Raw genomic sequence first — 16,749 nt, 5'->3', positions numbered from 1 at the left:
TTTCGAGGTTTTAGCAGTATATGTCACAACAGGTTGAGCAGTTTTTCGAAAACCTATGGAACGATTACATTAAGTTGACCCCATCCGCCGCTAAAGTGCACCAGGTGCTGGGGCAGGGCCGCGACATCATTAATGATCATGTCGCCTTCCGTACCTTCAATCTGGCGCCGGTGCGCTTAGAGACACTGGCAGCGCATTTTGAGGCGATGGGCTATAAAGCCTGTGGCGACTATAAGTTTGAAGCCAAACGCCTGGTCGCGAAGCATTATGAACATGCTGATCCAACCCTGCCAAAAATCTTTATCAGCGAATTGTTGGTAGAAGAGTTTTCGCCTGAGTTGCAGGACATTGTGAAGCAACTGGTGGCACAGATTGATCCGGCCAGCGTAACCACACCGGAATTTATGTATTCAGGTACCCACTGGCAGATCAGCAGCAACGATTACGAGCGTTTACTGGAAGAGAGTGAATATGCCGCCTGGATGGCCGCATTTGGCTTCCGTGCCAATCACTTTACCGTGAACGTCAATCATCTGCCTGACTACGAGTCATTAGAGCAGGTGAATCAGACCCTGAAAAATGCCGGTTTTCGACTGAATACCTCAGGCGGCGAGATTAAAGGCTCCCCTGAAGTGTATCTGGAACAGTCGTCAACCCTGGCAGATCACACTGCAGTGCGTTTCAGCGACATGGAAAAAGTCATTCCGAGCTGTTTTTATGAGTTTGCCAAGCGCTATGAAATAGCGCCTGACAAGCTGTATACCGGCTTTGTTGCAGCGTCTGCTGACAAGATCTTTGAAAGTACCGACGCACGTTCGGCCAGCACTGCCGACTAACCGGCGCTTAATAATGATGCCGCTCAAGATTCGTCTCAGCGAGAATCTTGGCGGCAATCTCTTCTACTGAAAAACGCGTTGAGTCCAGAAATGGAATGGCCTCGCGGCGGTACATCTTTTCCACTTCCTGTAATTCAAACCGGCACTGTTGCAACGAAGCGTAGCGCGAACCTTCGCGTCGTTTGCTGCGAATTTCATGCAGCCGCTGCGGCTCAAGCGTTAACCCGAAAATTTTGTGACGCTGTTGCTTGAGCACTTTAGGCAATTGCAGGTTTTCCATATTGTCGTCTTCGGTCAGTGGATAATTGGCCGCTTTAATGCCGTAGTGCAATGCCAGGTACAAGCTGGTCGGCGTTTTCCCGGTGCGCGAGACCCCAAGCAAAATAATGTCCGCCTGATCATAGTCGGAGATATTACTGCCATCGTCATTCGCCAGTGAGTAGTTGACTGCCTCAATACGGCTGTCATAACTATCGCGTACGCCATTTTCTTCAATACCATGGGTGCGGTTGGTTTTCGGTTGCGCATCCATCCCCAGCTCACGGCTCAAAGGCGCAACAAAATAGTCGAGAAAGTCGTAGCAACTGCCGGTACACGAGGTAATCACGCGTTTCAGCTCCAGACTGACAAAGGTATGAAAAATGACCGGCCGCTCGCCGGTCGCTTCGTGGGCGGCGTTGATTTTCGCCACTGCCTGCTGGGCTTTGCTCTCGGTATCAATAAAGGCAAGGGTTTTGTGCTCAACCTTAAGTGGAAACATTGACAACATGGCGCGGCCAAATGCCTCAGCCGTCAGTGCCGTGCCGTCGGATATATAGAAAATAGTTCGCATGAATGGGTTCTCTGGCTAGAAATGCTTGATGAATCTTAACCTTTTCGTCGCTAATGTGTAAAATGATGAGCCATGCTTAAGCCCCCCAAAACGACGAGGAACTTGACGTGCAACAAAACGTAACCGATTACGTACTTTGGTATGATCAATTAGGGATGAATGATGTAGGGCGCGTGGGAGGAAAAAACGCGTCGCTCGGTGAAATGATTAGCAATCTGGCCGGCGCTGGCGTTGAGGTGCCCAATGGCTTTGCCACAACGGCCGAAGCTTTCAACGAGTTTCTTGAGCAGTCGGGGGTGAATGACCGTATTTACGCACTTCTCGATGACCTTGATACCAATGACGTTAAAGCGCTGGCTGAGGCCGGGCAGCAGATCCGTCAGTGGATTATCGATACACCTTTCCAGGATGCGTTAGACCAGTCGATTCGTGCAGCCTACCAGGAATTAGGCGGCGGCAACAACGAAGTCAGTTTCGCGGTGCGTAGCTCGGCGACCGCTGAAGATATGCCTGACGCTTCCTTTGCCGGACAACAGGAAACCTTCCTGAACGTCCGTGGTATTGACCAGATTATGGAAGCGATCAAGCACGTTTTTGCGTCACTATTTAATGATCGTGCCATTTCTTACCGGGTACACCAGGGCTATGACCATCGCGGTGTAGCGCTGTCGGCAGGTATTCAGCGCATGGTGCGCAGTGATATTGCCTCGTCAGGTGTTATGTTCACCATCGATACTGAGTCGGGTTTCAACGACGTGGTATTTATTACCTCAAGCTTTGGCCTGGGTGAGATGGTCGTACAGGGCGCGGTGAATCCGGACGAGTTCTACGTCCATAAGCCGACGCTGAAAGCTGAGCGACCCGCAGTATTGCGTCGCAATCTGGGCAGTAAAAAGATCCAGATGGTGTACTCAACAAGCGCTGAGCATGGAAAGCAAACCGACATTGTTGATATTCCTGCAGCGCAATCCGCCACCTTCTCAATTAGTGATGCCGAAGTTGAAGCACTGGCGCGTCAGGCGGTGATTATTGAACAGCATTACGGTCGCCCGATGGATATTGAGTGGGCCAAAGACGGTATTGACGGCAAACTGTATATTGTTCAGGCCCGTCCTGAGACGGTGCAGTCGAATAAAAATAGTCAGTCGGTGGAACGTTTCAGTTTGTCGCAGAAAAGCTCGGTGGTTGCCACCGGACGGGCGATTGGCCAGCGCATTGGTAGTGGTGTAGCGCGGGTATTGAACGATATTTCAGAGATGGATCAGGTACAAGCGGGCGACGTTCTGGTGACCGACATGACGGACCCGGATTGGGAGCCGATTATGAAACGTGCCGCAGCGATTGTGACCAATCGTGGTGGCCGTACCTGCCACGCGGCGATTATTGCCCGTGAACTGGGTATCCCGGCAGTGGTTGGCTGTGGTGACGCCACTGATCGCATCAGTGCCGGGCAGGCGGTGACGGTTTCCTGCGCCGAGGGTGATACCGGTTATATCTATGAAGGCGAGCTGGACTATGAAGTGAATCGCTCTGATATCGGTGACATGCCCAATCTGCCGTTAAAGATTATGATGAATGTGGGCAACCCTGATCGCGCTTTTGATTTTGCCGGCTTACCCCATGCCGGTGTCGGTCTGGCACGGCTCGAGTTTATTATCAATCGCATGATTGGCGTACACCCGAAAGCGTTGCTGAATTTTGACAAACAAAGCAGTGACCTGCAGGCACAAATTAATGAGTTTATTGCTGGTTATGAGTCACCGCGCGAGTATTATGTGGCGAAATTAACCGAAGGTATCGCGACCCTGGGTGCGGCCTTTGCGCCGGAACGCGTGATCGTGCGGATGTCGGATTTTAAATCGAACGAATACGCCAATCTGCTTGGTGGCCGCCAGTATGAGCCACACGAGGAAAACCCGATGCTTGGGTTCCGTGGTGCCTCACGCTATATCTCGGAAGATTTCCGCGATTGTTTTGCCCTGGAGTGCGAAGCGATTAAGCGCGTGCGCAATGACATGGGCCTGGCCAACGTCGAGATCATGATTCCTTTTGTTCGTACCCTTGAAGAAGGGCGCAAGGTGATTGAGCTGTTGGCTGAACAGGGCCTGGTACAGGGCGAAAATGGGTTACGCGTGATCATGATGTGTGAATTGCCGTCCAACGCCTTACTGGCAGAGCAGTTCCTCGACATTTTTGATGGCTTCTCAATCGGCTCTAACGACCTGACCCAGCTGACACTGGGACTGGATCGTGACTCCGGGGTGATCGCCCACCTGTTTGACGAACGTAATGAAGCAGTGAAAGCCATGCTGGCCATGGCAATTTCGGCAGCGAAGAAAAAAGGTAAGTACGTGGGTATCTGCGGCCAGGGACCATCGGACCATGCCGATTTTGCGCAGTGGCTGGTGGAGCAGGGAATTGACTCCGTATCATTAAACCCTGACACCGTTGTTGATACCTGGCTTTATCTGGCAAAACAGACACAGGCTTAACGACAAAGGAGTATTACTTGGCAAACTCAGCTGTCCAGGTGCTTGGCGCACTTGATAACTATTCTGCTTCCGAGCCAGTGTATGGCCGTTATATACATGCGCTCGGGCAGGCTGGGTTTGCCGGTGATGTTGATCTTAGTTACAGCGGTCGGTTAATCGCCGCAACGGACAATAGCGTCTATCAACAGTTACCGCAGGCGGTCATCTATCCACGTCATGTCACAGATCTGCAGTTAGCCTTACGGCTGGGCCAGCAGGCCGAATACCGCGCGCTGCGTTTTAGTCCCCGTGGCGGTGGCACCGGCACCAACGGCCAGAGTTTAAGTCATGGCATCATTGTCGATCTGAGCCGTTATTTTAAAGACATCGAAGCCGGGCCGCCGGCGCAGGACTGGGTGCGCTGTCAGACCGGGGTCGTAAAAGATGCCCTCAACGACGCGGTACGCAGCGCGGGTTGGTTTTTCTCGCCCGATCTATCTACCAGCAACCGTGCCACCATTGGTGGCATGATTAACACCGACGCCTCGGGCCAGGGCTCGCTGGTGTATGGCAAAACCAGTGACCATATTCTTGGGTTGCAGGCAGTACTGATTAATGGTGATCTGATTGAAACCGGGCCACTGCCACTGGCTGAAGCGCAGGCGCGGGCCGAGGGCTCAAGTCTGGAAGCCAGTTTGTACCGGCAGGTCATTGCCAGTTGCGTGGCAAAGCGTGACGCAATTGAAGCGCGCTTTCCGCCCCTGAATCGCTTTCTCACCGGCTATGATCTGAAACATTGTTATGATCCGCAAAGCGAAACTTTGGATCTTTCCCGGTTGCTTGCCGGCTCTGAGGGAACGCTGGCATTTATCACCGCCGCCAAACTGAATTTGACTGCGATTCCGAAACATAAGGTGCTGGTCAATATTTCCTACCGTAATTTTGACGCGGCACTGCGTCATGCGCCGATATTGGTGCGCGCGCAGGCAACCTCGGTGGAAACCGTTGACAGTACGGTACTTGATCTGGCCCGTAACGACATCATCTGGCACAGTGTGCGCGATGATGTGGCAGAAGGGAAAAGCGGCCAATCTATGGCTGGCATTAACATGGTGGAATACACCGCGGTCGATGCCGACGCGCTGGAAGCCAAACTCGACAAACTGGTAACAACACTCGATGACGAGCTGACGCAGGAGCAGGGCGGGCATGGTGTGATTGGATATAAGATCTGCCGTGAGGCACAGAGTATCCAAACCATTTATGCCATGCGGAAAAAGTCAGTCGGCCTGCTTGGCGCGGTGAAAGGCGAACGTAAACCTATCGCCTTTGCCGAAGATACGGCCGTACCGCCGGAGTCACTGGCTGATTTTATCGCCGAGTTTCGCCAACTGCTCGATAAGCATGAGTTGCAGTACGGTATGTTTGGTCACGTCGACGCCGGCGTCTTACATGTGCGGCCGGCGTTGGATATGAAAGACCCTGCCGACGAGAAATTATTGCGCACCATTAGTGATAAAGTTGCAGCATTAACTGCGAAATATGGCGGCTTGATGTGGGGCGAACACGGCAAAGGCTATCGCTCCGAATATGCGCCTGACTTTTTTGGGCCTGAGCTTTATACCGAGCTGCAAAAAATCAAAGCAGCGTTCGATCCTGATAACCGCCTGAATCCGGGCAAACTGGCAACCCCCTACGGCCTGCAAAACGCCGAACTGGTGTCGGTAGATGCGCGCAAGCGCGGTTACTATGACCGCCAGATTCCGGTGGCGGTACGCGATACCTACGCCGCGGCGATGAACTGTAACGGCAATGGCCTGTGCTTTAACTATGCTGAAGACTCGCCCATGTGTCCGTCGTTTAAGGTCAGCGGTGATCGGCGCATGTCACCGAAAGGCCGCGCGACCCTTATTCGGGAATGGTTACGTCTGACCAGCGCCGATGGTCTGAATGTTGCCGCTGCCCCGCACGCCCGCAACTACTTCACGAAAGAGAAAAAAAACCGTTTTTCGCGTGATTTTAACCATCAGGTGAAAGCATCGATGGATAACTGTCTTGCCTGTAAAGCCTGTGCCAGCCAGTGTCCAGTCAAGGTCGATGTGCCCAGCTTCCGGGCGCGATTTTTGCAGTGGTACTATCAGCTTTACCGTCGTCCGTTAAGAGACTATCTGGTCGCCGGTATTGAGCGCACCGCACCGCTGATGGCCAGATTGCCGCGGCTTAGCAATCTAATGACGCATAACCTGGCCAGTCAGTGGTTGCTGAAAAAAACGCTGGGTTATGTTGATACCCCGCGCTTATCCGTGCCCACGCTGGCGCACCGCTGGCGTCATCAGAATTGGCGGCAGCTTACGGTCGATCAGCTTACCGCCCTGAGCGAACAGGAGCGGGCACAGACCGTAGTGATTGTGCAAGATCCTTTCACCAGCTTTTATCAGGCCGAGGTAGTAGAAGCTATGGGCCAGGTCATTACCGGGCTTGGCTATCAACCGGTCTTACTTGCGTTTATTGGTAATGGTAAAGCGCAACATGTGAAAGGTTTTCTGGAGCAGTTTCGCGTCACGGCGACCCGCGTCACCGGCCAACTCAATCAACTGGCAGACGCGCAGTTAACCATGGTTGGCGTGGATGCGTCGACGGTACTCTGTCTGCGCGATGAATACCTTGAGTACGCCGGGCAGGAGGTACGGTTTAAGGTGCTGTTGGCACAGGAATGGCTGGCCGATCAAACCGGACAATTGCAGCAACAGTTGCCTGCAACGACCGACAATTCAGCAGCGGACGCGGACCAGGCCGATTTGTTTTTGCATTGTACGGAACAGACCGCAGTCCCGGCCAGTGCCCGTATGTGGGAACAGATTTTAGCTGCGGTGGGGGTCAATGCTACGACCGTGGCGACCGGATGTTGCGGTATGGCTGGCACCTATGGTCATGAAGCAGAACAGCAACGAAAAAGTGCCGCATTATTTGATATGAGCTGGCGGGAGCCACTGGCGCGCAGCGACAATGCACTGATCACGGGTTTTTCCTGTCGCTGTCAGACAAAACGCTTCGCTAGCAACACTGATGAGCCACAAAAAGAAAAGCTGCAACAGGTGCAACACCCGTTACAGCTCCTTGCGCAACGCCTGCAGGCCTGAGCTGTCGCTTAGGCTTGCTGCTTCGCTGCTTTGGCTTTAGCGATCACTTCACGAGCCAGCTCGTCAGCGATTTCGCCCGTCGGGCGCTGCTCTGCGGCTGAGCGGGTGAAAATGGTATCCAGCGTACCGTAGATATCACGCACACGCTTGTCAGTCTCTTCGCGGCTCATGTGTGCCGCTTCACTGCATACGTGAATTACGCCACCGGCATTAATGACATAATCCGGAGCATACAGAATGCCCATCTCCATGACTTTTTTGTCATGCGCCGGCGTCGCTAGCTGGTTATTGGCACTGCCAGCAATGATTTGGGCTTTCATTTGCGCCAGGGTATCATCGTTGACGGTCGCACCCAGTGCACATGGCGCATAAACGTCTACGTCCAGCCCGTAAATATCATCCAGACCGACCACTGTCGCGTTCAGCTCCTGAGCAGCACGTTGGCAGGCGGCTTCATTGATATCAGTCACCCACAGCTGCGCACCTTCTTTGGCACAATAAGCAGCAAAGTCATAACCCACTGCACCAAGCCCCTGAATCGCAATTTTAACGCCATTCAGGTCTTCTGAGCCAAGCTTGTGTTTGGCCGCGGCTTTCAGGCCCAGATAAGTGCCTAATGCGGTATGTGGAGACGGGTCACCCGCTTTGCCCTCTGTACCGGCAACGAAAGAGGTTTCTTCGGCAACCAGCGCGATATCACTGGTGCGAATATTGACGTCTTCAGCGGTAATATAACGACCGCTCAATGACTCAACAAAGCGACCGTAAGCGCGGAACAGTTCCGGTGACTTAATCGTTTTTGCATCACCAATAATAACCGCCTTACCACCGCCAAGTGGCAGACCGGCAAGGGCGCTTTTATAAGTCATACCACGCGACAAGCGTAATACGTCGGTTAATGCGTCAGCAGAGGTTGCATAATTCCATAAACGGGTACCGCCTAAGGATGGCCCAAGGGTGGTGTCATGGATAGCAATGATTGCTTTTAAACCGGTTTCTTTATCGTGACAGAACACGACCTGTTCGTGTTGGTCGAACTCTTTATGCTCAAATAGAGACATGTGCGTGGTTTCCTCGTTCATCCCAAAATTGCGCGCACATTACCATTTTACTTTTGCCTGCGCTAGTGAATGACGGAAAATAATACGTTTACGTTAACGTAAACTATTGAAAGCTAAGTTTACAGCAAATCCGACTTTGCCGGACTCGTCTTTCGCGGTACTATGAAGGCATCCAGTTGATTAGGTTTATATAGGAAGTTGTAAAATTATGGCGCAAGAACAGGCACAAAACGCCCAGCCACAAATGACTGAAGAACAAGCTTCAGCATGGGTTCGTGAGCAATTTCAGGCTGCGAATAAGTACTTAGCGGAGCAGGGGATTATTACTGATCGGGTATTAACCAAAGAATCGCGCTATTTAGTGCCTTATGTCGCCATCTGGAAATTCACCACGCAGGATCGCAAAGAGCTCTGGCTGGTGAATGGTGATGTCCCTACCGACGTTGTCGGCGCGAAGGCGGCAAAGGATGCGCGTGAGGCAATGCGCCATATTTCAATGCAATGGCAATTGAAAGCGCAGGCGATCATTGATGATCCCAAAGCAAGTCAGGATCCGGAGCAACAAAAGTATGCGAATTATCTGATCAGTCGTGCTGAGGGTATCTATGAAGCGGTTGCCAATGACGCACTGTGGCAATCGCCAGAAGAAAAAGGCAACAGCTAAGCTGTTGCCCTGACTCAGTCATCGTCTTGCTCTGGCTCCACTTCCTGTACCAGGTAAAATACGCCCTGATTCAGCAGTTCACAGAGCACGCGACTGCCAGCTTCGCTGGCGAAAGTTGCTGCGTAGTTAGCTAACGGTTGTTCCTGTACCAGATTCAGTAGTTCCAGTGCCGCATCATCGTCGCGGCACAAACCCTCGACTAACTCACCATTGGCGAACAGCTGACCGGCTTCATTCGTTAAAACCCGTGCGCCCGGCGTGCGACCAATCATCATGTCGGTCGCGGCAAAACTTAATAGCTGCGCTGGCGTGATCGGATCTTCCGCTTGGGGCAGGGGCCGCTTCGACTGCGACATCACTTGCGCAATAGCCTGCGCGCCAGCCGTTGATGCCAGCTGTTGTAGCAGCAGATCGCGTACTTGCTGAACTTCTGCGTTGCTGATTTGAAACGGTCGCGTGGCAAGCCCATCATCGGGGTCGGTATAGCGGGGGAAATTCTGTTCGCTGGCCAGTAGCTGGTCGGCTAATTGTGCTAACCACTCCGCGCTATTGGGCGCCCGAAATCCCACCGAATAATTCAGACTGGGTTCAATTGCCACGCCGTGATGCGGACAACCTGCGGGTATGTAAAGCACGTCTCCCGGCGCCAGTACTGCGTCGATAACAGCGGCAAAATTGCTATTTTGAAGCTGCTTCAAATCAGGGTGTGGGCAATATTCAGCGGCATTATGAAGGCGCTCACCAACGCGCCAGTGACGGCTGCCGGCGCCCTGAATAATAAATACGTCGTACTGATCAAGATGCGCACCGACACCGCCGTTTTCAGTGGCGAAACTGACCATCACATCGTCGACCCGCCAGTCCGGCAAAAAGCGGAATGCCGAGAGCAGGCTCTGTACTTCGGGAAACCACTCGTTGACGGCCTGTACCAGCAAGGTCCAGTCCTGCTCACCAAAAGCTTCGTAGTCGCTAAAGGGGCCATGTTCAACGTGCCAGCCAGACGCGGTCTGCTGAATGATCCGGGCATCGACACCATCCTCCATGGCCAGGCCAGCCAGCAGCTCGGGTTCAATGAGATCAACGAAGTCAGCCAAGCCGTTACGGATAAGTAACGGCTGCTTTTGCCAGTAGTCGCGTAGAAACGCTGCGGTGTCGAGGTTAAGTTGCATCAGTTAAGCCAGATCATCGACAAATTGAACCGCACGGCCAATGTAAGAGGCCGGCGTCAGTCGTTTTAGTTCGGCTTTAACGGTTTCCGGTAATTCCAGGCTATCAATAAAATCTGCCATTGCAGTTTGATTGACACGTTTACCGCGGGTCAGCTCCTTAAGCTTCTCGTAGGGTTTTTCAATATTGTAGCGGCGCATCACGGTTTGAATCGGTTCGGCCAACAGTTCCCAGTTCTGATCCAGTTCGCGCAGCAGGTTATCGGCGTTGACTTCAAGCTTGCTGATACCTTTTAAGGTTGCCTGATAGGCGATCAGCGCGTAGGCAAAACCAACGCCAAGGTTACGTAATACCGTAGAGTCAGTAAGATCACGCTGCCAGCGGCTGACGGGCAACTTGCTCGCCAGGTGCTGCATCAGCGCATTAGCGATACCCAGGTTACCTTCGGAGTTTTCAAAATCAATCGGGTTTACCTTGTGCGGCATAGTCGATGAGCCGACCTCACCGGCAATGGTACGCTGCTTGAAATGGTTCAGCGCTATGTAGCCCCATACATCCCGGTTAAAGTCGATAACGATGGTATTGAAACGGGCCACCGCATCGTACAGTTCAGCGATGTAATCATGGGGTTCGATTTGCGTGGTGTAGGCATTCCAGGTGAGTCCTAAAGAGGTCACGAACTCCTCTGAAACCTGATGCCAGTTGACGTCAGGGTAGGCCACCATATGCGCATTATAGTTGCCCACCGCGCCGTTAATTTTACCTAGTAATGGCACCGCAGAAATTTGTTCCAACTGCCGTTGCAGACGCACATAGACGTTGGCCATTTCTTTGCCGAGGGTCGTCGGCGTGGCCGGTTGGCCATGGGTCCGCGCCATCATCGGTACAGTCTTATTCGCCACAGCGAGCTGCTTCACGGCGCTGGTTAAATCCTGCATGACCGGCAGCATGACCTCGCTTAACGCTTCGCGTAACATCAGCGCGTGCGACAGGTTGTTGATGTCCTCAGAAGTACAGGCGAAATGAATAAACTCAGTGACCGCGGCCAGCTCGGATAACTCGCTGACGCGTTCTTTGAGAAAGTATTCAACTGCTTTCACGTCATGGTTGGTGGTGGCTTCAATTTGTTTGACCCGCTCTGCATCAGTTTCGCTGAAGTTATCCAGCAAAGCATCTAAGAATTGGTTAGCTTCGTCCGAAAAAGCCGGTACTTCACTGATTTCATTAATTTTGGCCAGTTGCTGTAACCAGCGAACTTCAACGATAACGCGCTGACGGATGAGGCCGTATTCACTGAACATCGGGCGTAGTGCAGCGGCTTTACTGCCGTAGCGGCCATCAACGGGTGAAAGTGCGGTAAGAGCTGATAACTGGGTCATACTGAAGACTCCGAATCTGGACTTGAAGGGTGAGCATTACGTAACAGTTCGAGTGCAGTGGCAACCATACGCCGCCGCGAGAAAAGAAAATGGCGGCGCTTTCCACCGACCTGGCGCCATAAAATAGCGCTGCGAATAGCAACGAGCAGTAGCGCCCGAATTTGGTTCTGAATGGTTTGTTGCTGTAGCAACGCAGGCTTGCCGTGGATCTGTAACGGCCGGCCGAGCGGCGAGATAAAATCGCTATAGGCACCGGCCATGCCACTGATGACAGTGCCTTGTTCAAACATAAACTGGCTCTGCTGACGTTCAAGCTGGGTAATGCGTTCGCCGAGCTTTTGCAGTGCCTGCGGTTTACGTTCAAGACGACGTGCCAGCGCCAGAGCGCCGACCATGTAACGGGTGATCTCGACATCTTTTTCACGGGTTGCGCCGATTTGCGCCAATAGCACTTTGAGCCCGAACTGCAGGTTGGCGGTGCCGCCGTAAATAGCTGTAAACGATTCCGGTTGTTGCTGCAGCACGCTGTTTAACAGCGCGTCGCGGTTGAACTCTTCGCTTAACTGACCGTGACGGGCAAGCTGTTTGACCGCAGCGCAGGCTTGGGCAAGCGCTGCCAGGGCAAGTACCGGTTGTTGCCAATTGCTCACAATAAAACCTCGTGATCAGCAATACGCGATTCGATAATGCCGCCACCCAGGCAGACTTCATCGGCGTAGAAAACCGCCGATTGTCCCGGCGTCACGGCGGCAACAGGGGAGGCGAACTCAACCTGAACTTTGCCGTGAGGCAGCGGTTTGAGCTGGCAGGGAATGTCCTGCTGGCGATACCGGGTTTTCACCACGCAGTTAAACGCCTGGTCCGGTCCACTACGATCGACCCAATGCAGCTGTCCTGCAATCAGCCCTTTCGAGAACAGACGCGGGTGATCTTTGCCCTGCGCGACAATCAGCACATTACGCGCTACGTCTTTATCGACGACATACCAGGGTTCATCTGAGGCATTCGCCAGGCCGCCAATATGCAAGCCTTTACGCTGGCCGAGTGTGTGGTACATCAAGCCTTCGTGTTGACCGAGTTCTTCGCCGTCTACGCTTTCGATAACACCGGGCCGTGCCGGTAAATAAGTTTGCAGGAAGTCCTTGAACTTGCGCTCACCAATAAAACAAATGCCGGTGGAGTCTTTCTTGTCTGCCGTGACCAGTCCTTGCTCTTCGGCAATGCGGCGCACTTCTGGTTTCTCCAGTTCGCCCACCGGAAACAAGGTTTGCGCAACGTGTTCGTGCGATAAGGTATACAAAAAGTAGCTTTGGTCTTTGTTGTTATCAAGACCACGCAGTAACTGGAATTTGCCATCTTTTTCACGCCGGCGCACATAGTGTCCGGTGGCGATATAGTCTGCATTTAAAGCCTCGGCCGCAAACTCCAGGAATGCTTTAAATTTAATCTCTTTATTGCACATGATATCGGGGTTGGGGGTGCGGCCGGCACGATATTCCTCGAGGAAATACTCAAACACGTTATCCCAGTATTCGGCAGCAAAGTTGACCGTGTGCAGTTCAATTCCCAGCTTTGCACAGACCGCTTGGGCGTCGGCAAGATCAGTTGCTGCGGCACAGTATTCGTCAGTGTCGTCTTCTTCCCAGTTCTTCATGAACAGGCCTTCAACCTGGTAACCCTGCTGTAACAACAGGTAAGCCGACACCGAAGAATCGACGCCGCCTGACATTCCGACAATGACTTTTTTATCTGCGTTTGCCATAACAACCTTTAGCTCCAGAAATTTCGCGCGGATTCTACCACACCGGAGGCACTTCGCGCCACTGACCAGGCTGCAAACCAGCCAGCCGCCAGGGGCCGATAGCTGCGCGGATGAGTCGCAGGGTAGGGTAGCCGACGGCTGCTGTCATACGCCGCACCTGACGGTTGCGACCTTCGTGAATAATTAAACATAACCATTGGTCGGGCACTGACTGGCGCTCGCGTATGGGCGGCTGACGCGGCCACAGGTCGGTAGGCGGCTCCATCAACATCGCCTGCGCCGGCAAGGTCAGGCCGTCGTTTAGCTCCACCCCGCTGCGCAATTTCGCTAAGGATGCCGCGTCAGGTACTCCTTCTACCTGCACCCAATAGGTTTTTGGCAGCTTATGTTTCGGGTGGCTTATTTTGTGCTGCAGGCCGCCATCATTGGTCAGTAGCAACAGCCCTTCGCTGTCTTTGTCGAGCCGTCCGGCTGGATAAACATCATTAAACGGGATGTAGGGCTTTAGGGTGGCTTCATCGGCACCACCGGAAAACTGCGTCAGCACGCCGTAGGGCTTATTGAAAACAACCAGTTTAGGATTCGCAGGTCGGCTTGCCGCACCATGCGCTGATGGCTTCCCGCGGGGGCGAAAAGGCCGCTTTGAAGTTGAGGTTTTGCTAGGCATAAAGGTGTCAGTATCGCTGTTACGAATAAAAATGGTAGAATGGCAAATGTATCTGCCGACACAATAAGTTAAGTATAAAGGAAAAAGTACTCATGCAGGACTCAAAACCGAACCCACCGCAAAAAGAAGCCACGCAAACGGATCAGTTTGCGGCCGCATTGCGGGGCGAAGCGTCATTATCAGTAGGTGATGTGATTCAACGCAGCTGGGACATTACCTTACGTGCATTGCCAATGATGCTGTTCGCATTTGTCGTCGTAATGGTTGTGAATGGTTTTGTTTCGGTGCTTGCGGCGCAGTTATTTCCAGTCTCGGAGGAACAACCAAGCCTGACCAATACTGCTGCTCAGTCTTTTTTGAGCATGCTGCTGGTGGCTCCGTTTAGCGCGGTAGTGACGCTGATGGGTCTGAAGAATGCGCGTGATGCTAAGCCCGGTTTGAGTACTTTTGCCGAGGCGCTCCGGCACGCACCACAAGTTCTAGCCATTACCTTTATTTTAAGTTTTATCGTGATGGCACTGAGCGGTCTTTATTTTGCTATTTTGGGTGAAAGCGCTGTAGCCTTTGCGCTGATGCTGGCCACCGCGCTTTATTTCCAATTTGCGTTTCTGCTGGCGATTCCTCTGGTCCTTGAGCGTGGGTTGAGCGTCAGTCGGGCGATTATTGCTTCATTTATTGTAGTGAATAAGAAAATGTTCGTGGTGTTAGGCATCTACATCATTCTTTTTATTATTGTTTTTATTAGTGCGTTGCCCTTGTTCTTAGGTTTGTTGTTTACCTTCCCCATGACATTTAATGTGATTGGAGTCATCTATAATCGCCTCATTGGCGTACCAGAGTCTGAATCCAAAACTACCGATGTTACCGAAGGTGATCATTCATAGGAGAGTCAATGTTACGAGCATTAACCATCATGTTAGCTATTTTGGCTGTCGCTGCGGCGATAGTTGCGCCCAATGTTTTGCACCTGGCCAATCCCCACCGACTGTACGACAATGAGGTCACGCTAGGCGAGATGGCCGCGGCTGCGCCACGGGTTACAACTTTGCCGGACTTTTCACAGTACCAGCAGACAGCGGATAAGAAGCAGGCTTTTTTTGGTTTTCTGGCCCCCCTGGTTGAGGCTGAAAACGCGCATATCGCTGAGCAGCGGCACGGTCTGGAGGCTTTGTATTACAAGTGGCAGTTTCGACCTGAGTCATTGACCCATGAACAGAAGAGCTGGCTTGCTTATCTGGCCAAACAGTACCGGGTGGAATTCACCTTAGACGGTACCTCTGAAGCAGCACAGGAAATGTTCGACTTACTGTTCCGTCGCGTTGATCAGGTGCCGGAAACCCTGGTATTGGTGCAGGCCGCAAATGAATCAGCCTGGGGCACCTCACGTTTTGCGGTGCAGGCACTGAACCTGTTCGGGCAGTGGTGTTTTAGCGAAGGCTGCGGTCTGGTGCCCGAAGCGCGGGGCGCTGACGCCAGACATGAAGTACGAAGTTTTGATTCGGTAAACGCCTCTATTGCCAGCTATATGCGTAACCTGAATACCCATCCGGCGTATTTTGAGCTGCGCACCTTGCGCGCAGAGCAGCGCGAGCGGGGGCGTGATATTCGCGCGCTTGATTTAACCCCGGGTCTGCTGAGTTATTCGGAGCGTGGTGAAGATTACGTTGAAGAGCTAAATGCGATGATTCGCGTTAATCGCCCGATGATTCTCGATGCGCTTGAGCAACCTATTCCTGAGGAAGGGCCCATTGCTGAGCCCGGCTTCCCTGATCAGGATGCTAGGAGTTCAGATTCCGCACCTGAATAACACCGTTAGCTGAGCGGTCGCCATGCGCGGCCGCTTCTTCATCACTATCGTCCCGGTAATTCAAAAACGTATCCGGCACCGAGTGATCAAAGGCGGTATCGCCATCGACATTTGCCACGCCATCGGCAGCGATGTTTTTGAAGTCAAACAACGAGGTGTCGGCTAAATGTGACGGCACGACATTTTGCATGGCAGTAAACATACTTTCGATACGGCCGGGGAACTGTCGATCCCACTGCCGCAACATATCTTTAATGACTTTGCGCTGTAAATTCTCCTGCGAGCCACAAAGGTTACAGGGGATAATCGGGAATTGCTGATACTGCGCGTATTTCTCAATGTCTTTCTCACGCACGTAGGCCAATGGGCGAATGACCACATGTTCACCGTTGTCACTGACTAGCTTGGCTGGCATGGATTTCATTTTGCCGCCGTAAAACATATTCAGCATTAAGGTTTCGATCATATCATCACGATGGTGGCCCAAAGCGATTTTAGTTGCGCCAAGCTCTTTGGCGACGCGATAGAGAATACCACGGCGCAGACGTGAGCATAGTGAGCAGGTTGTTTTACCGGCGGGGATCTTCTCTTTAACAATACTGTAGGTGTCTTCTTCAATAATGCGATAGTCCACACCTTCGCGCTCGAGATAGGCTGGCAGCACATGCTCAGGGAAGCCGGGTTGTTTTTGATCAAGATTAACGGCGACCAGTGAGAATTTCACCGGGGCGATTTTCTGCAGGAAACGCAAAATAGCCAGCAGGGTATAGCTGTCTTTGCCGCCTGATAAACACACCATAACTTTGTCGCCATCTTCGATCATGTTGAAGTCTTCGATGGCGCGGCCCACATTTCGCCGTAGGCGTTTTTCTAACTTGTTGAAATTATAGCGTTGCTTCTTTTCTTGCTCGACTGAACTCGCTGCACTCATTACCGTTTTTCACCCAAAATTCGATTGCGATT

Annotated in this window: 14 protein-coding genes; 6 read left to right on the top strand and 8 right to left on the bottom strand. The window is 52.5% G+C overall.

The features are described from left to right. Nucleotides 1–20: 20 nt before the first annotated feature. A complete protein-coding gene (locus CWI71_RS08005; protein WP_126754740.1) occupies nt 21–836 on the top strand; it encodes a DUF1338 domain-containing protein in 816 nt (271 codons plus the stop codon). Nucleotides 837–843: 7 nt separating this feature from the next. Here the strand turns inward: CWI71_RS08005 and ppsR are convergent, their stop codons facing one another. Further along, complete coding sequence (gene ppsR, locus CWI71_RS08000) at nt 844–1,668, bottom strand: posphoenolpyruvate synthetase regulatory kinase/phosphorylase PpsR (RefSeq protein ID WP_126754739.1); 825 nt, start codon at nt 1,666–1,668, stop codon at nt 844–846. Between the two features lie 107 nt (nt 1,669–1,775). Here ppsR and ppsA point away from each other — a divergent pair, with 107 nt between their 5' ends. Together ppsA and ydiJ are read left to right on the top strand one after the other, a co-directional pair. Then, the gene (ppsA, locus tag CWI71_RS07995; RefSeq protein WP_275069839.1) at nt 1,776–4,160 is read left to right on the top strand and encodes a phosphoenolpyruvate synthase; all 2,385 of its coding nucleotides are present in this window, start codon (nt 1,776–1,778) and stop codon (nt 4,158–4,160) included. 38 nt (nt 4,161–4,198) lie between these two features. Continuing rightward, the gene (gene ydiJ / locus CWI71_RS07990) at nt 4,199–7,279 is read left to right on the top strand and encodes a D-2-hydroxyglutarate dehydrogenase YdiJ (protein ID WP_126754775.1); all 3,081 of its coding nucleotides are present in this window, start codon (nt 4,199–4,201) and stop codon (nt 7,277–7,279) included. Between the two features lie 8 nt (nt 7,280–7,287). On the opposite strand, the gene CWI71_RS07985 is transcribed toward ydiJ, so the two are convergent. Next, nucleotides 7,288–8,340 (bottom strand): Glu/Leu/Phe/Val dehydrogenase dimerization domain-containing protein, encoded by a 1,053-nt coding sequence (locus tag CWI71_RS07985; protein WP_126754738.1) that lies wholly within the window; start codon nt 8,338–8,340, stop codon nt 7,288–7,290. Nucleotides 8,341–8,548: 208 nt separating this feature from the next. Between CWI71_RS07985 and CWI71_RS07980 the strand changes: the two genes are divergently transcribed. Beyond that, nucleotides 8,549–9,004 (top strand): DUF4826 family protein, encoded by a 456-nt coding sequence (locus tag CWI71_RS07980; RefSeq protein ID WP_126754737.1) that lies wholly within the window; start codon nt 8,549–8,551, stop codon nt 9,002–9,004. Nucleotides 9,005–9,018: 14 nt separating this feature from the next. On the opposite strand, the gene CWI71_RS07975 is transcribed toward CWI71_RS07980, so the two are convergent. The 5 genes from CWI71_RS07975 to CWI71_RS07955 are packed head-to-tail and all read right to left on the bottom strand — an operon-like array spanning nt 9,019 to nt 13,979. After that, complete coding sequence (locus CWI71_RS07975) at nt 9,019–10,173, bottom strand: cupin domain-containing protein (protein WP_126754736.1); 1,155 nt, start codon at nt 10,171–10,173, stop codon at nt 9,019–9,021. A gap of 3 nt (nt 10,174–10,176) precedes the next feature. Then, the gene (gene purB, locus CWI71_RS07970; protein ID WP_126754735.1) at nt 10,177–11,550 is read right to left on the bottom strand and encodes an adenylosuccinate lyase; all 1,374 of its coding nucleotides are present in this window, start codon (nt 11,548–11,550) and stop codon (nt 10,177–10,179) included. Continuing rightward, nucleotides 11,547–12,200: a high frequency lysogenization protein HflD gene (hflD, locus tag CWI71_RS07965; RefSeq protein WP_157981080.1), complete on the bottom strand. Its 654-nt coding sequence runs from the start codon at nt 12,198–12,200 to the stop codon at nt 11,547–11,549. The genes purB and hflD overlap by 4 nt, the downstream gene beginning before the upstream one ends. After that, entirely contained in the window at nt 12,197–13,330 is a 1,134-nt protein-coding gene (gene mnmA, locus CWI71_RS07960) for a tRNA 2-thiouridine(34) synthase MnmA (protein ID WP_275069843.1), read from the bottom strand. The genes hflD and mnmA overlap by 4 nt, the downstream gene beginning before the upstream one ends. Before the next feature lie 16 nt (nt 13,331–13,346). Continuing rightward, the gene (locus CWI71_RS07955) at nt 13,347–13,979 is read right to left on the bottom strand and encodes a pseudouridine synthase (protein WP_126754732.1); all 633 of its coding nucleotides are present in this window, start codon (nt 13,977–13,979) and stop codon (nt 13,347–13,349) included. A 92-nt stretch (nt 13,980–14,071) separates the two neighbouring features. Here CWI71_RS07955 and CWI71_RS07950 point away from each other — a divergent pair, with 92 nt between their 5' ends. Together CWI71_RS07950 and CWI71_RS07945 are read left to right on the top strand one after the other, a co-directional pair. After that, nucleotides 14,072–14,863, top strand: coding sequence for a DUF2189 domain-containing protein (locus CWI71_RS07950; RefSeq protein ID WP_126754731.1), 792 nt, complete (start codon nt 14,072–14,074; stop codon nt 14,861–14,863). Nucleotides 14,864–14,871: 8 nt separating this feature from the next. Next, on the top strand, nt 14,872–15,786 hold the full coding sequence (locus tag CWI71_RS07945; protein ID WP_126754730.1) for a glucosaminidase domain-containing protein: 915 nt from the start codon (nt 14,872–14,874) through the stop codon (nt 15,784–15,786). Here CWI71_RS07945 and ttcA read toward each other — a convergent pair. Continuing rightward, on the bottom strand, nt 15,758–16,717 hold the full coding sequence (ttcA, locus tag CWI71_RS07940; RefSeq protein ID WP_126754729.1) for a tRNA 2-thiocytidine(32) synthetase TtcA: 960 nt from the start codon (nt 16,715–16,717) through the stop codon (nt 15,758–15,760). The genes CWI71_RS07945 and ttcA overlap by 29 nt on opposite strands. Nucleotides 16,718–16,749: the final 32 nt, after the last annotated feature.

This window comes from Pseudidiomarina insulisalsae (assembly GCF_003987065.1).
Classification (GTDB): Bacteria; Pseudomonadota; Gammaproteobacteria; order Enterobacterales; family Alteromonadaceae; genus Pseudidiomarina; species Pseudidiomarina insulisalsae.
This window is presented reverse-complemented; position numbering and strand designations above follow the sequence as displayed.

Bases quoted from the DNA above. Each gene is read 5' to 3' on its own strand.
- CWI71_RS07950 (WP_126754731.1), top strand. From the start codon at position 14,072: ATGCAGGACTCAAAACCGAACCCACCGCAAAAAGAAGCCACGCAAACG.
- CWI71_RS07980 (WP_126754737.1), top strand. From the start codon at position 8,549: ATGGCGCAAGAACAGGCACAAAACGCCCAGCCACAAATGACTGAAGAA.
- CWI71_RS08005 (WP_126754740.1), top strand. From the start codon at position 21: ATGTCACAACAGGTTGAGCAGTTTTTCGAAAACCTATGGAACGATTAC.
- ttcA (WP_126754729.1), bottom strand. From the start codon at position 16,717: ATGAGTGCAGCGAGTTCAGTCGAGCAAGAAAAGAAGCAACGCTATAAT.
- CWI71_RS07985 (WP_126754738.1), bottom strand. From the start codon at position 8,340: ATGTCTCTATTTGAGCATAAAGAGTTCGACCAACACGAACAGGTCGTG.
- ppsR (WP_126754739.1), bottom strand. From the start codon at position 1,668: ATGCGAACTATTTTCTATATATCCGACGGCACGGCACTGACGGCTGAG.
- purB (WP_126754735.1), bottom strand. From the start codon at position 11,550: ATGACCCAGTTATCAGCTCTTACCGCACTTTCACCCGTTGATGGCCGC.
- CWI71_RS07955 (WP_126754732.1), bottom strand. From the start codon at position 13,979: ATGCCTAGCAAAACCTCAACTTCAAAGCGGCCTTTTCGCCCCCGCGGG.
- CWI71_RS07945 (WP_126754730.1), top strand. From the start codon at position 14,872: ATGTTACGAGCATTAACCATCATGTTAGCTATTTTGGCTGTCGCTGCG.
- CWI71_RS07975 (WP_126754736.1), bottom strand. From the start codon at position 10,173: ATGCAACTTAACCTCGACACCGCAGCGTTTCTACGCGACTACTGGCAA.